Consider the following 14403-nt stretch of genomic DNA (forward strand, 5'->3'; position numbering starts at 1 on the left):
TTTGCACAGGTCGGGTGAATTGGCGTCGTATCTCAACGGCATGGTCGCACCCGCCCAACACCATGGCCGCCTCAGCGCATTACAGTTCGAAGGTGGCGCTCTGGCCCTTCTTGCCGCGATCAATCGCATCGCGGGGGAGAATGACAGAATGGTCGCCTCGATGGGGCGCCGAGAGCGGGATAGGGTCCATGCGGTGCGGGAGTTGCTCGAAGCAAACATCGACACGCCGCCAACGCTTGCCGAATTGAGCCGGAGAGTGGGGGTGAACGTGACCACGCTCTCGCAACAGTTTCGCCAGGCCTTTGGGTACACCATTTTCGGCTATCTGCGTGTGCGGAGGCTGGAGCACGCGCAGCAGCTTCTCCGTGAAACCGACCTACCGGTTTCGCAGGTCGCCTACAGGGTCGGGTTCAGCAATCCCGGTGCTTTTGCGACGGCGTATAGGCGCCATTTTGGACACGTTCCGCGAGATGAGCCGCGCCCCATTGCGGCCGACGGAGGCTGTTCGCCGATCCATTGAGGCGAACGCCCTGAATTTCTTGATTGCGCAAACGCATTTCGTGATTGCGCAAAACTACCTCCGTGGACCCGATTATTATGATGTGAAAAGTCTTCTTTTGCGTGAGGCTTTGCTTCGCGCGATCCTTCACCAAATGCAGAGACGTTCAGTGAATTCTTCTTCCACCAGTGCCGGTAGTCTCGTCGCCCGCAGGGTCTTCGGTAAAAAGCTCGTCCTTGCACCGATAATCCTCATGGGCTCGTTCAGCCTGTTACAGGGAGTGCCCAGCTATTTCTTCACGCTTGGCTTGCCGGCAGTTCTCAGGGAGAGCGGCGCAACGCTCGATCTCATCGGTTTCACTTATGTTGTGTGGCTGCCGTTTGCGTTCAAATGGCTATGGGCTCCCTGGTTTGACCGCAGCACCGTCCGACCGTTCGGAGGCCGTTTGGCGTGGCTCAGGTTTCTCGCATTCCTTCTGGCAGGATTTTTCCTTCTGGTGGCGCTCTTCAGACCTGAAACGTCACCCTGGGTGTTGATTGCTCTCTCGCTGCTGTGTGCCTGTGTCGGGGCAACGATACAGTTGATCCTTGCGTCCTGGCTGATCGAGAATGCAGATGTGAAAAGCCGGGCTGTAGCCAATGCTGCCGGCGTGGCTGCATGGTGCTTGGTGCGATGGTCGGCTCCGGTTTTGTGCTACGCCTCAACGACCTTTTCAGTTGGGAAATGAGCATCGTCGCGGTTTCGCTGACGGTGCTCGTGTTTTCTCTGCCGGCCTGGGTGCTGAAACAGGATCATCCCGTAACGGTAAAGAGTACGGGAACCACGGTCGTTGAAAGGCCGGGTGTGGCCGCATGGCGCCGGTTCCTTGGCCACGATCGAATTGGTCCGATGGTGTTGGCCATAGTCTGTTTCGGAATGGCAGCCGGTGCTGACGTGCTGGTTCCCGCGCTGTTGATCGACAGGGGGTATTCCGCTTCCGAGGCGGGTTGGTTGCTGGGTACGGTTGCGACCGGCTCCGTTATACCCGCCAGCTTTGCGATGGGTTACCTGCTGAGGCGTTTCGGGGTGATTGCCGTCATGGGGCTGCTCTATGTGGCAAAGGCGGGTGTGTTGTTCGCCCTGATCTGGGCTGTCCATTTTTCGCCTGCCACGGTCGCAGCGCTGGCAATTGGCGATTTCTGTCTCGCCGGGGCGCTGACAGTCGGTACCTGGCAGCTTTACATGAATTTTGCGAGCCGCGAGCACTCCGCCACGGACTATGGCCTGATGACATCGCTGGATGCATTTCTGCGTTTTCTCGGCGGGCTCAGTGCCGGGCAAGTGGCAGTCTATATCGGTTATGGCAGTGTGTTCGCCGGAGCGGCTCTCGGTGCCCTTGGTGCCTGCTTTTTCTGTTTCCTCCTTCGAGAGCGGCACTCCGCGGAGGCAGGTCGATGAAATCGATATTGCTTCAGGAACGAATGGCACTGGCGATATCGGCGGCATTGGCATTTCTGGCCAATCTCCTGGGCCTTGCTCCCTGTTATGCAGTATACCGGGTGGCGATACTTGTGAACGACGGTCGCCTTTCGCACGCGGCGTTGTGGACGTTCATTACACTCGCCTTTGCAGCAATCCTCGGCAGGGCGGCCCTCTCTGCCGCATCCACCTCTCTCTCGCACAGGGCTGCCTATCGGGCGCTTCATGATCTGCGTCTTGTGTTGATTGAGCGCCTGGACGGGGTCTCGCTTGGCTTTTTCGCCAAGCGTTCAACAGCGGAACTCAAGAAGATCATATCGGAGGATGTGGAGCAGGTGGAAGAAGTGCTCGCGCACGCCGTTCCCGATATTGTCTCAGCAACCGCTGTGCCGCTGACGGTTGGTCTCTTCCTTGCGTTCTTCGACTGGCGACTGGCGCTTGCAGCGCTGGCCATGTTCCCGCTGATCGTTGGCCTGTACCCGCTTTCGCTGATCATGGCGAGGAACGAGGTCGCCGGGTATTTTGCGGGTAGTGTTGCGCTGCGGGCGGCCGTTGTGGAGTTTCTGCGCGGCATGAAGGTGATACGCAGCTTTGTCGGGGGGCAAGGAGCCTTCAGGCGCCTCGACGAGGCAATTGGCGGCATGGCAGATGCCACCTATCGAATGTCTGTTGCGGCGGCCCTACCCAGCGCGCTCATGATGGCGGCGTTGCGGGCGAATGTCCTTGTAGTGCTGCCAACGGGCGGGCTGCTTTATCTGAGCGGCGGTATCGACCTGCCGACACTGATCCTGTTTCTTCTGCTGGGATTGGGTGTGAATGCCTCCGTCTACAAGCTGCTCTACACAGCCGGAAGCTTTGCAATGCGCATGCAGACGGCGGGTGCCAACATTCGTTCCATACTCGATGCGGAACAGATGGAGGTGCAGGGCAGCGGCGTCGAGATTCCAACCCGTCACGACATTGCCTTTGACAATGTCTCATTTGCGTATGGAGAGAATGGACGCGGTGTCCGTGGCACAGACTTCCGGGTCGATGCCGGGGAATTGGTTGCCATTGTCGGTCCGTCGGGGAGTGGCAAGACAACCCTCGCACGTCTCGCTGGTCGGTTTTGGGACGTGGATGGGGGTGCCGTCGCTGTCGGCGGTGTCGACATTCGACGCATCGATCGGCAGTCGCTATCTGCAATGATGAGCTTCATTTTGCAGGATGCTTATCTGCTCAACGACACCATCGCGGGCAATATCCGTGCAGGGCGTCCAGACGCAAGCGATGCCGAGGTGGAAGACGCCGCCCGAAGGGCGCTCGTTCTCGACTTCGCGCTGGAGTTCGAAAGGGGGCTCGATACGCCCGTGGGAGAGGGTGGCCGGCTGTTGTCCGGTGGCCAGCGCCAGCGTGTGGCCATTGCCCGCGCCATTCTGCGCGCCGCACCCATTGTCATAATGGATGAAGCGACCTCCGCGCTGGACCCAGACAGCGAGGCGGAGGTGCTGGTGGCTTTGCGGGAACTCTCGAAGGGGCGTACGGTTATCGCCATCGCGCATCGGGTCGACACGATCCGGCATGCCGATCGCATCCTCTTCATGCGCGAGGGTGAGATTGTTGCTTCCGGCAAGCATGAAACGCTTCTGAAGGAGAGCCCGGACTACGCCAGGCTCTATGAACAATATGCCGCGGCCGACGGATGGTCGCTGGCGAAGGGTTGCGCGGCAGGCAGCCCGGAAATCGCCACGGAAGCGGAACAGAAGCCGTTTGTAGACACTGCCCAACCGGCGTTGGACCTTCCCGAGGAAGGTGGAACTCTGCGCACTGCACTGGCGCTTGCCGGCCCGATGCGGCGCGAATTGTTCGGCAGGGCCTTGCCGCTTCTGGTTCTGGAAGCGCTTATGATGGGCGCGCCCGTGATCGCCGTTCTGATGCTTATGCTGGATGTGATCTCCGGCGAGCTGACGCAACAACGCATATGGTTTTATGCTGCGGTTGTTCTGGGGCTTTTCACCCTTCAGGTGCTCTGCAATCTGGTGGCCAACCGCAGTCTCTGGAAGGTGCAGACCGGCGTGGTTGCTGCACTCCAGCGCCGCCTGGCCGACCAACTCGCTCACATTCCGCTCGGGCAGCTAACGCGCAGGGATACGGGAGCGCTCGAGACATTGCTGACGCAGCATACGACGGAGCTGAATTATGTAACGCCCGCGATGCAGCTTGTGCGCTCGCTTGTGGCTCCCGTCATCAGCCTGATCCTGATGGCGCTGCTCGACTGGCGCATGGCGCTGGCCATCGTAGCGACTGTGCCGATTTTCATGCTCGTGGTCGCTTGGTCGGATAGGGTGGCTGTTGGTGTATGGCAGCGCATGGTCCTCGCACGCGAGGATCTGAGCGCGCGCATTATGGATTATCTTCAGTCTATACCGACATTCCGCTCGCTGGGGCTCGAAGGGCGCGTCAGTGCTCCGTTGCGCGAGAGTCTGGCAGGGCACAGGGACATCAGCCTTTCCACTGTGACCCGTGTCGCGCCGACCGTGGGGCTCGGCCAGGCTGTTCTTGAAGCAGGTTTCTGCGTTCTGCTCGGCGTCGGCGGAACACTGGCGATCTCGGGCCGCATCGACCCCGCTGTTCTGTTGGTCTTCATGGTCATCGGATTGTTCTTCTACGGTCCGCTTGGCGATGCGTTCGAACTGACATTCTATCGGCGTCAACAGGAGCGCGCCTTTGTGCGCATCCGGGAAATTCTCGCCATGGAGCGGCTGAGCGAACCCCATGCTGTGGGCAAGCCGCATAACACGGGGATCGAGTTCGAGCGCGTGTCCTTTTCCTATGATCGCGCGTTACCGGCATTGCGCTTGGCGAGCTTCGTCCTGCCGGCAGGTGGCCTCTATGCCTGGTGGGGCCATCGGGATCGGGAAAGTCCACGGTGCTGAACCTATTGGCGCGCTTCTGGGATGTGGACGAAGGGGCGGTGCGCATTGGTGGTGTTGACTTGCGCGATATGAGCGAAGACCAGCGCGCTGGTATGTTTGCTACAGTCTTTCAGGACACATTCCTGTTTGACGACACGGTGGCCGGGAATTTGCGAATTGCCAAACCCGAGGCAACTGACAGCCAGCTCGAAGCTGCATGCAGGGCTGCCGCCTGCCACGACTTCATCGAGGCACTCGAACAGTGCTACGACACGCATATCGGCGAAAACGGACAGCTTTTGTCTGGAGGGCAGCGGCAGCGGCTGGCCATTGCGAGGGCGCTTCTCAAGGACGCACCGATCGTTCTCCTCGACGAGGCGACCGCATCGGTGGATCCGGAGAGTGAGTTCGAGATACGGACCGCGATCGCATCGCTTTGCGCAGGGCGTACGGTCATCGTCGTTGCCCACAAGCTGCGCTCGATCACCGGGTCCGATGCGATTCTCGTCTTTGAGAACGGCTCGATTGTCGCCGAAGGGCGGCACGAGAAACTGCTTTCCGATTGCGCTGTTTACCGGCGGCTCTGGAATGCGGAACGCGCTGCGCGGGAGGGTGCTGTCCCCGCTGGGCAGGGGGCTGAATATGACAAAACAATTTCTTGAGACCACGAAAGTGGAGTCTCTGGAGAAGTTTTTTTGCCTGTCCTATCCCCGGGGTGAATTGTCGGTTCAGTGGGCCGATCCAGAGTGAGGTGAGGTTTGTGATGGTTGGTAACAAAGGGACGCTCCTGGCATCCACGTTTCTTGGAGGGGCACTCCTGGGCGGGGCGGCGGGTTTTCCGGCTCATGCAGACGAGGACGCTGCCACAGTCTTGCCGGTTCTGACCGTCACCGCTCTGAAGCGGATCGAAGCGGCCCATGACCTTGCAGGCAGTGTAACCGTCGTTGAAGGTGACGATCCGGTTTCAAATGCTGTCGATCCGGGTGCGGCGCTGACGCGCTCTGCGCCAAACTTCTATTTCGGCGGTTTCGGCCAGCCTGGCCTCGATTTCGTGAACATGCGTGGCATCGGACCACTGGGACAGCCGGCGAACTCTCTCGATAACTCGGTTGGTTTTGCAACCAATGGTGCCGGCACGAGCGCCTTCGGTTTCCCGCCGTCGCTGCTTGACGTGGAGCGGATCGAAGTTCTTCGCGGTCCGCAGGGCACGCTCTTCGGGCGCAACGCAATGGGCGGTGCGGTCAATGTCGTGACACGCCCTGCCGATGGCGAACACGAAGTAAGGCTTACGGGCGAGGTCGGGACCGAGGGTTATGCGCTTGGCGAGGCGGTGATTGGCGGTTGGCTTCAGGAGGGGGTACTCGCCGGGCGTGGAGCACTCCGCTACCAGAAGCAGGACGGGGATGTTCCCAATGTTGTGATCGGTGGCGAGGAAGGCGATCTCGACATCGCGGCAGCACGCGGAACCCTGCGCTACACGCCCACCGACGATCTTTCGGTCAATCTGGTTCTGGGTTTCGACCGCGACGAGCGGCACAACAATTACAATATGTACCTTGAAGCGCCGGGCTTTCCGGTCAGCGGCTCCGACGTCATTCCCGAAAACCGCCGCACGCGTGCGGAAGCGACACTTGAGATTGAAAAAGAGTTCGAAGCCTTCAGGCTGACATCGATCTCCAATTACCAGAACATCAGACTCAATGGTCTTGTGGACGTGACTGACGCCGTTCTTTTCGATGGTGCCTATGGTTACGTACCGACGCCGGGGCAGGACAATTCGCACTCGGATGAACGCGAGCAGATATTCAGCCAGGAGTTACGTCTGAACTCTTCGGAAGATGCGGAGATTTCATGGGTTGCCGGCGTCCACTATTTCTTTTCCGACTATGCGTCGGATCGCAATCAGGACAGCACCTACAGCCCATATTCGAGCGGCATCTTCAATACCGGGATCCGTTCGCAGACAGTCTCCGCATTTGGAGATGTGACCGTGCCCGTCACGGAAAGGCTGAAGGTTTCGGGTGGTCTCCGGCTCGCACATGATCGACAGAGACTCGATCTCGACTATACCGGCAAGGGTTTTCCCGGCACGGTCAGCGCATTCTCGCAGGATGGAGAAATCTCTGACACCTATCTCACGGGCCGTATGGCTGTGAGCTACGATTTCTCGCACGACTGGATGGGCTATGCCTCGGTCTCGCATGGCTACGCATCGGGCGGTTTCGAACGCTTTACGCTCAATGCACCGGTGGGGCGGCCCACCGTACCGTTCAGGCCGTCAAATGTGTGGAGCTACGAAGCCGGCCTGAAGGCTAGCCTTTTGGACGAGCGCCTCGATCTCTCCGTCAGCGCCTTCTACAACGATGTGCGTGACGGGCAGCTGGTCGCGTATGATACTTCGCAATTGCCCATCACGTTCTCCTTCGTCAACCAGGACTATGAGAGCTACGGAATGGAATTGCAGGGCAGGGCTGCAATCACCGATGCGCTGTCCGTGGGTGCCGGCCTCGGCTTTACGGTCTCTCGCATCAAGAATGTGGGTGCGGATGCCGTGCCGGGCACTTTCGATGGAAACCGCGTCCCCAACGCACCGAAATTCACCGCTTCGGCAGACATTGACTATCGGTTCTGGGAAGATTTCCATTTCAACGCCCAGTACCAGTATGTCGGCAAACGTTCCGTGGATATTCAGAATACGGCCGACCTCGACGACTACCATATGGTCAATATGAGACTTGGCTGGAGCCGCGACGGTCTCGACATATACGCCTTCGCCAACAATCTTCTTGACGAACGGCCGGTATATTTCGGTTCGTCCTATTCGCCCACTGTTCACACGGCCACAGTGGGACCCGGTCGCGTTGTCGGACTGGGAGTGAGCAAGACTTTTTAGAGCGCTGTGCGTCCATCTGTACGCAGAAAGGACACTCTATCAGTTTGCTCTCCGCATATATGCGGACGCCGGGTGATCTCACCTGACGCAAATGCCATAGCGAGGAGACGCGGGTGAGGGTACAATTTGTGGCCTCACCCGTTGTCCCGCCCAACCGTCTTCAGCCACTCCATGTATCGAGGTCCAGCGCCGGCGCGCCGAGGCGGGCCGATGTCATGCGTATCAGCGGCCGTGAAAGAAGAATGGGGAGGACCCAGGACTGTATGCGCATGCCCCGTTTGCTTTGCGGCACATAATGCCCGCCGATCTGACGCGAGACCGCCTGCATGCGCGTCACCAGCGGACGGAGGCGGTTTTCATAAGCGGAAAAAGCTTCGCCAAAAGGTTTGCGGGCAAGTTCGGAGGCGAGAATATAGGCACCGGCCATCGCGGTGGATGTGCCCTGACCGGCAAGAAATGTCAGGCACCAGGCGGCATCGCCAAGCAGGGCGACCCGGCCTTTTGACCAGTGCGGTACTTCAATCTGCGAAATTGTGTCGAAGAACGCCTGATCCCAGTCGATGGGCAGGCGCAGTGCTGAATGTATGGGGTCTGGCCAGTCGCCGAAGCGCTCCATGAGAACATTGAGGCGCTCCTTCGGGCCAAGCCGCCCGGTGTCTTTATCACGCCAGCAGAAGAGCGTCGCGGCTGTTCCATCGCCGACATTGTAGAGACCGCCCTGATGATCGACATCCATCATGCCGACGAAACTGGCCTCAAGCGGTTTTTCGATCTGCACGCGCCACGCGCTTGCCCGGTAACCGAGCGGTCTCAGAAACCGTTCAAACGGCCCGAATGTCATGGCGCGCAGATGGCTGCGATATCCATCCGCGCCGATCACAAGATCGAAGCGGTCCGAACGCCCGTCCGAGAATGTGACATCGACACCGTTCCCGTCATCGATCACGCTTTCAAGCGTGGTCCGGTAGCGTATATCGACGTCCCTTTCGATTTCCTGCGTCATGATGTGTTGAAAATCACTGCGCATGATTGCGAGCATGCGGCCATTCGCAGCTTTCGCCAGCGTCCGGTAATCATAGGAAAAGAGCTTCCGTCCCGTGCGGTCAAGTTGATGCGCGGGACCAAGCGGCATCGCCTTCGCGCGGAAGGCCTCGATCAGCCCAAGCCGCTCCGCTACGCTCCATCCATTGACGTGGAGGCCGATGGAATAACCTCCGGTGCGCCCCTTCTCGTTCTTCTCCATGACCGTGGCTTCGATGCCTCGGTCACGCAGGCAGGCGGCAAGGGTCAGGCCGGCTGGGCCGCCGCCGGCAATGAGGACACGCATGACCCGTCCCCTAAAATGTCAGGTTGATGCGGCCGCCGATCGTGCGGCCCTGACCAACCTGATAGACATTGCCGTAGGGCGAACCGGCATTGAAGCCGTAGGTGGTATAGGCCTTGTCGAAGAGGTTGGTGACGAAGGCCTCGGCGGCCACCTTCTCGTTGACCTCCCATTTCATGCCAAGGTCGACGAGCGCATAGCCATCCTGTCCAATCGTGTTGGTTTCGTCGAAGTAGATGTCACTCACATAGCTGACGGCGGCATAGGGGATGAGTGCGCCATAGTCGCCTGCAAGATCGAACCGGTAATCGACCAGGAGATTGGCCGTCAGTTCAGGGGCGTAGGGCACCCTATTTCCGGTGTAATCGATGCCGGGCGTGAAAGGATTGTCGTACTTGGTGAAACGGGTGTGATTGTAGCCGATGCCGGCGGTTATGCCGAACCTGTCGGTAGGCATGGCGCGCACTTTCAGGTCGACGCCTTTCGATGTGACTTCGCCCACATTCTGGAGATACTGGACCGGCTGAACGCCGACAAACATCTGGTAGTCGCGTGTGACATTGTAGTAGGCGGAGAGCTGTGCTTCCAGCGTGCCCGCATCGTTGCGATACTTGACGCCTACTTCGCCATTGTAGGTGTTTTGTGGATCGTAGGTGAAGGCAATGTTGGCAGGCGTCACATTGCGGGTGAAGCCACCGGCTTTGAACCCGGTGCTAAACAGGCCGTAGACCAGCCATTCGTCCGAAAGGCGATAGCTTGCGCCCAGTTTGGGTGAAAGGGCGGAGAAGCTGTTTTCGCCGTCGAGCGTGACGCCGCCCGTGGCGGTTGCGGTGGCCTTCTCATGATCGAAGCGCAGGCCGGGGCTGATGTCGAGACGGTCGGTTGCATGCCAGGCGAGATCGGCAAAGAGCGCGTAGGAATTGATCTTCTGATTGGAGACCTGACCGGCCACCGGCACTTTGCGTGTGAAATCGAGGTTCTGATAATAACCGCCGATCACATAATCGATCGGATTGCCCTCATCCGGGTTGGAAGCGATGCGAAGTTCCTGGCTGAAGGTGCTCTGCCATTCCGGCGTGTAGCTGCCGAAAATCGTCCGGTCGAGCGTGCTGTCCTGATAGCCGGTGAGCGCGGTTAGCGTCGCGAATCCCAGATCGTAGCTGGCGTTCAGCCCTAAATTCCACGTGTCGAGATCGTAGCTGGAAGGCACTGGGAGCGCGATCCTATCCTTCAGCATGGATTCCATGATGAAGTATTCCTCCGTCGAGGTCACCCGGCCGCGCCCGGCTGTCAGCATCACGTCAAACGGGCTGCCCTCTGGTGCGTAGCGTAGCCGAACCTGACCGTGAACGTCGTCGGTGCCGCCCACATCCTCGCCCGTCATCGTCGTGTAGCTGTCCTTATCGCGCAGGGCGGAGAAGGTCGCGTCCGCGAACAATGCCCCATCGATGAGAGGAAGGTTGACGTGAAGCGAGCTCCTGGCGCTTTTTGTGGTGATCGCGCCATCCAACCCGAAGCGGAATTCATCGTCGGGTTTACGGGTCGTGATGTTGATGACGCCGCCAATGGCACCGCGGCCGTATAGCGTGCCCTGCGGGCCATAGAGAAGCTCGACGCTATCCAGATTGCCGGGCAGGGCGCGGGCGAGATTGAAGCTGTCTTGCGGCAGCCCGTCGATATAGACCTGTGTGCTCGGATTGTAGAAGTCCAGCGATGCCTGCCCGCGAATGGTGAAGTTCGCATAGGTGCGGCCGGAACGTGTGCGGATGTTGACGTCGGGAAAAACCCGGTCGAGGTCCGCCACATTGTCGATGTTGCGCCGCTCAAGCGCGTCGGGCTGGGCGATGTCGATCGTCGCCGGCAATGCGAAGTAATCCTGATTGCGCTTTGTTGCGGTGATGGTCAGGCGTTCAAGCAGTGTGGAGTCGGAGTAATCCTGTGCAGACGCACCCTGTAACGAAAGACCGGTGACAAGGGCGAGAAGGGAAACGTCCCGAAGGAGCTTGTGTTTCATTTTTGCAGAACCTCTTCAGGGAGTTGTGAATGTGACGGTTTCGGACCTGCTCCAGCCAGAAGGCGCGGCGCGATGAACAGCGCGCCTGCGATCAGGAAAGCGGCAAAACAGAAGATCCAGCCATAGCCGAAGGTCTGGCCAAGCACGCCAGCGACCGAGGCGGCGGCAATCGCAAGCACGGCGTCGATGCTTTGCAATACGGCAAAGTCCGTGGCTGCCTGGTGCGGGTTGCACCAGTTCATCATCGCCGCGTAGACGGCGACGAAAGACATAGCCACGGCTGCACTCTGGACGATAAGCAGGACAATGGCGGTCGTGGTCGACACGCGTCCTGACATCTCCAATCCCGCGAGAAGAAGCAGCACACCGGCGTTGAGGGCCGCAAGCAGGGTGATCGAACGGACGATGCCGGCCTTCTGTACCAGGACGGCCCCGAACACTGCCGCGAGGAAGCCGGCAGCCGCGCCGCCGGCACCGCGGATGATGCCGATCAGGTCGAGCGAGACACCCTTGTCGACCAGATAGGGCCCGGTCATGGAGGAACCCGCGCGCAGCCCCAGCTGATAGACAAGCAGAAAGATCAGTCCGCGCATCAAGCGCGGTTCGAAAGCGTGTTGCGCAGGCGGGCTTTCGGCAGGGCTTCACCGTATTCGGCAGGGTGTCCGGTGCGCTGTTTTGCAAGCGCGATAGGCAGGCTCAGCGCGACAACGAACGCGGCCATGGCAAGCATTGACACAGCCCAGCCGGCATAGTTGTAGACGATCAGCCATATGCCGCCACCAATGAGAAAGCCAAGATAGGCGCCTGCGGTGGACGCACCGCTTGCCGCGCCCCGCGTCTCGGGCGTTGTCGCGTGAACGGCCAGCTTGTCGGTTGCGACGTCCTGTGTCGCGGCCAGAAAGCCCATCATCAGAAGAACACCGGCGAGCGCGGGCATATGATCCTGGGGCGGCAGGTTGGCAGCAGCGATGAAGCAAAGCGTGACCCCCGTCTGACAGAGAAGGATCCATGTGCGCTCGTTCAGGAACCGGTCGATCAACGGCGCCCAGAGAAACTTCAGCGCCCATGGCAGGAAAAGCACGGACAGATAGCCGATGCTGTCGAGCGGCATGCCAATGTCGCGCAGTACAACCGGTAGTGCCGTCTGCACCATGCTTCCCGTGACCGATTGCGCGGCGTAAAGCCCTGCGAGCCAGCCGAGTATGACCCAGCCGGCGGAACGCGCCATCACGTAATGAACGATCTTCACCATGCCCCCTCGGTCTCGAAACCGGGGCCTTCATAAGATGGTGCGAAAAACTTGACTATCATTATCAGGTTCAATGATAGTGCGATCAGGTCCATAATTTGCGGCAAGCGGGAACGGATGCGCAATTCGTGGGGGCATGGCTTTGAGTTTACATATCGAGCAAAGAACGCTGGCGCAGTCCGAACAGCGCGAAGTGGTGGTTCTTGGACCGAGTCCAGCGGAGAAAGTGACCGCTCCACCGAGCACCGATGGCGCCTACAAGGTTCTGGGGGTGCGCAACGGCCTCACTCTGACTGTCTTCGATATCGTCGTCGGCGGGGATTTCGTAGGCCGCTATCAAACGGAGCCCTGCGTCGCCATTGATTGTCTTTTTTGCGCTTCGGGGCAGGGCTGGATACTCGGTTCCGAAGGGGAACGCGCCGCCGTGGTGCCCTATCGACCGGGCCGCGCTTATGTGATGGCAGCGCCACGTGGTGCGCACGGCTATTATGACGTGCCGCTTGGCTCTCGCTTCAAGGGGATCGACATCCGCGTTGACATGGAGTTCTGGGGAAGGCTCGGTGCCGGCGATCTTCTCAATACGTTGACGGACGGGCATCCGCTTCACTCGGCTTCGAGCGAGGAGACATGGGTCGGTGTCCTGCCGGTCCCACCAGAGCTCCTGGCGCACGCAAAAGCGCTTTTCGATAGCGCGATGTCCGACAGCGGAGACCTTGTGCTGGAGGCGCGGGCGCTGGACATCATCGACATGGCAATAAGCGAGCTGCGCGAGGCTCAACCCGCCACGCTGGCCGCGCCGCGCGACCGCCGTCAGCTAAAACAGGCACGCGATGCGATGACCAGCGACCTCGGTCGTGCGTGGACGATCGAAGCACTTGCACGTGAAGTCGGGCTCAGCCAGAAGCGGCTGAAGTCGGGATTTCGCAACATGTATGGCACAGCGGTCTATGCGTATCTGCAGGAGCAGCGTCTTATGGAAGCGCAGCGGATGTTGCAGACAGGTGAAATGAGCGTCACCGAGATCGCGTATTCCGTCGGTTATAACAGCGCAAGCCACTTTTCGCGGCTGTTCGTTCGTCGTTTCGGCGTTCAACCATCGAAAGTACGGTGTTTGGTTGTCCAGGAAGCGGGAAGCCTTTGAGAGCGGTTAAAACGGCTCCCGGGTGCATTCATGACGAATGCAGCCATACCCGCGACCGGACTTGGATCGATATCAATACTGTTTCGCAAACTCTTTTGGCGAACAACCGACACGCCGCCTGAACATGGCTGAAAAAGCGCTGGGGCTTACGTAACCGAGATCCATGGCGACGGTCGTAACTGGGTCACCGGCAGCAAGGCGCGCAAGGGCGTTCAGAATCAAAGCCTGCTGACACCATTCTGAGTAGGTCATCTTCAGCTCTGTCTGAAAAAGCCTTGTCATGGTCCGGTGGCTGACATTGCCGATGCGAGCAAGCTCATCCTTGCCACGCAGAACGGTCGGTTCACGCAATATGGCATTGCAGATGCGCGCCAGTCTCCTGTCCCGCGGCATTGGCATCGACATATCCAGACGACTGGCCATTCCGATCTCGTCGCGGATCAGGGTGACGATTGCGTCAAACGTCGAACTTGATAACGCCCCCTTTTCCTCGACTTCGATCATCCGCTGCATCAGGCATTCGAACAGATCCGAGGCGTGGAACACTTCGGAGCTGCCGGGGAGGTCCGGCCACAAACCATGGTCGACATAGATGCTCATCATGCACATACCATCCTGCGCCTGTGCCTGATGGTACATGTTCGGTGGAATCCAGATGAAATGACCGGGCGGAACGATAATCGTCCCCTCGTCCGTCATCACCAGCATCATTCCGCTTTTGCAATAGCTGATCTGCCCGCGACCATGCTTGTGGCGGCTGGACAAAAACCCCTGCGCATAATGCGATTGCAAAGCGACCGCCGTGTTGGTGCAGTGCTCCAGATCAGCGACGATTGCGCATGTATCCGACATCGATTCGGTGACAAAGCCACCCTGGAACCCCTGACGTGGCTGCGACCGTACAGGCTGCGTTTGCATATCCATCATCACG

Annotated in this window: 12 protein-coding genes; 7 read left to right on the plus strand and 5 right to left on the minus strand. The window is 59.4% G+C overall.

Annotated elements, in window-relative coordinates:
* The first annotated feature begins 19 nt into the window (after positions 1-19).
* The 6 genes from JCM21793_RS28215 to JCM21793_RS10035 all read left to right on the plus strand — a co-directional run bounded on the left by JCM21793_RS28215 (position 20) and on the right by JCM21793_RS10035 (position 7744).
* On the plus strand, positions 20-520 hold the full coding sequence (locus JCM21793_RS28215) for a helix-turn-helix transcriptional regulator (RefSeq protein WP_162175219.1): 501 nt from the start codon (positions 20-22) through the stop codon (positions 518-520).
* On the plus strand, positions 471-1226 hold the full coding sequence (locus JCM21793_RS10015; protein ID WP_025030267.1) for an MFS transporter: 756 nt from the start codon (positions 471-473) through the stop codon (positions 1224-1226). The genes JCM21793_RS28215 and JCM21793_RS10015 overlap by 50 nt, the downstream gene beginning before the upstream one ends.
* On the plus strand, positions 1157-1936 hold the full coding sequence (locus JCM21793_RS10020; RefSeq protein ID WP_081784677.1) for an MFS transporter: 780 nt from the start codon (positions 1157-1159) through the stop codon (positions 1934-1936). The genes JCM21793_RS10015 and JCM21793_RS10020 overlap by 70 nt, the downstream gene beginning before the upstream one ends.
* Positions 1933-4872: an ABC transporter transmembrane domain-containing protein gene (locus JCM21793_RS28220; protein ID WP_081784678.1), complete on the plus strand. Its 2940-nt coding sequence runs from the start codon at positions 1933-1935 to the stop codon at positions 4870-4872. Before JCM21793_RS10020 ends, JCM21793_RS28220 begins: the two co-directional genes overlap by 4 nt.
* Complete coding sequence (locus JCM21793_RS25185) at positions 4866-5513, plus strand: ABC transporter ATP-binding protein (protein ID WP_025030270.1); 648 nt, start codon at positions 4866-4868, stop codon at positions 5511-5513. Before JCM21793_RS28220 ends, JCM21793_RS25185 begins: the two co-directional genes overlap by 7 nt.
* Before the next feature lie 101 nt (positions 5514-5614).
* Entirely contained in the window at positions 5615-7744 is a 2130-nt protein-coding gene (locus JCM21793_RS10035; protein ID WP_025030271.1) for a TonB-dependent receptor, read from the plus strand.
* Positions 7745-7904: 160 nt separating this feature from the next.
* Here the strand turns inward: JCM21793_RS10035 and JCM21793_RS10040 are convergent, their stop codons facing one another.
* From JCM21793_RS10040 to JCM21793_RS30225, 4 genes are read right to left on the minus strand one after another with little or no spacing between them, the layout of a single operon-like run.
* Complete coding sequence (locus JCM21793_RS10040) at positions 7905-9071, minus strand: FAD-dependent monooxygenase (protein ID WP_025030272.1); 1167 nt, start codon at positions 9069-9071, stop codon at positions 7905-7907.
* A gap of 10 nt (positions 9072-9081) precedes the next feature.
* The gene (locus JCM21793_RS10045; protein ID WP_025030273.1) at positions 9082-11082 is read right to left on the minus strand and encodes a TonB-dependent receptor; all 2001 of its coding nucleotides are present in this window, start codon (positions 11080-11082) and stop codon (positions 9082-9084) included.
* Complete coding sequence (locus tag JCM21793_RS30220) at positions 11079-11675, minus strand: MFS transporter (protein ID WP_244439715.1); 597 nt, start codon at positions 11673-11675, stop codon at positions 11079-11081. The genes JCM21793_RS10045 and JCM21793_RS30220 overlap by 4 nt, the downstream gene beginning before the upstream one ends.
* Positions 11675-12334 (minus strand): MFS transporter, encoded by a 660-nt coding sequence (locus JCM21793_RS30225; RefSeq protein WP_244439716.1) that lies wholly within the window; start codon positions 12332-12334, stop codon positions 11675-11677. Before JCM21793_RS30225 ends, JCM21793_RS30220 begins: the two co-directional genes overlap by 1 nt.
* A gap of 133 nt (positions 12335-12467) precedes the next feature.
* Here JCM21793_RS30225 and JCM21793_RS10055 point away from each other — a divergent pair, with 133 nt between their 5' ends.
* Entirely contained in the window at positions 12468-13472 is a 1005-nt protein-coding gene (locus JCM21793_RS10055; protein WP_244439717.1) for a helix-turn-helix transcriptional regulator, read from the plus strand.
* Positions 13473-13544: 72 nt separating this feature from the next.
* Here the strand turns inward: JCM21793_RS10055 and JCM21793_RS10060 are convergent, their stop codons facing one another.
* Positions 13545-14399, minus strand: a complete 855-nt coding sequence (locus JCM21793_RS10060; protein WP_025030275.1) for an AraC family transcriptional regulator — start codon at positions 14397-14399, stop codon at positions 13545-13547.
* Between the last annotated feature and the right edge of the window lie 4 nt (positions 14400-14403).

It is taken from the genome of Nitratireductor aquibiodomus NL21 = JCM 21793, assembly GCF_000615975.1.
Lineage (GTDB): Bacteria > Pseudomonadota > Alphaproteobacteria > Rhizobiales > Rhizobiaceae > Nitratireductor > Nitratireductor aquibiodomus.

Excerpts from the sequence above, each read along its gene's own strand:
- JCM21793_RS10015 (WP_025030267.1), top strand. The coding sequence starts at position 471 with ATGAGCCGCGCCCCATTGCGGCCGACGGAGGCTGTTCGCCGATCCATT.
- JCM21793_RS10020 (WP_081784677.1), top strand. The coding sequence starts at position 1,157 with ATGGTGCTTGGTGCGATGGTCGGCTCCGGTTTTGTGCTACGCCTCAAC.
- JCM21793_RS28220 (WP_081784678.1), top strand. The coding sequence starts at position 1,933 with ATGAAATCGATATTGCTTCAGGAACGAATGGCACTGGCGATATCGGCG.
- JCM21793_RS10035 (WP_025030271.1), top strand. The coding sequence starts at position 5,615 with ATGGTTGGTAACAAAGGGACGCTCCTGGCATCCACGTTTCTTGGAGGG.
- JCM21793_RS10040 (WP_025030272.1), bottom strand. The coding sequence starts at position 9,071 with ATGCGTGTCCTCATTGCCGGCGGCGGCCCAGCCGGCCTGACCCTTGCC.
- JCM21793_RS10045 (WP_025030273.1), bottom strand. The coding sequence starts at position 11,082 with ATGAAACACAAGCTCCTTCGGGACGTTTCCCTTCTCGCCCTTGTCACC.
- JCM21793_RS30220 (WP_244439715.1), bottom strand. The coding sequence starts at position 11,675 with ATGCGCGGACTGATCTTTCTGCTTGTCTATCAGCTGGGGCTGCGCGCG.
- JCM21793_RS30225 (WP_244439716.1), bottom strand. The coding sequence starts at position 12,334 with ATGGTGAAGATCGTTCATTACGTGATGGCGCGTTCCGCCGGCTGGGTC.
- JCM21793_RS10055 (WP_244439717.1), top strand. The coding sequence starts at position 12,468 with ATGGCTTTGAGTTTACATATCGAGCAAAGAACGCTGGCGCAGTCCGAA.
- JCM21793_RS10060 (WP_025030275.1), bottom strand. The coding sequence starts at position 14,399 with ATGATGGATATGCAAACGCAGCCTGTACGGTCGCAGCCACGTCAGGGG.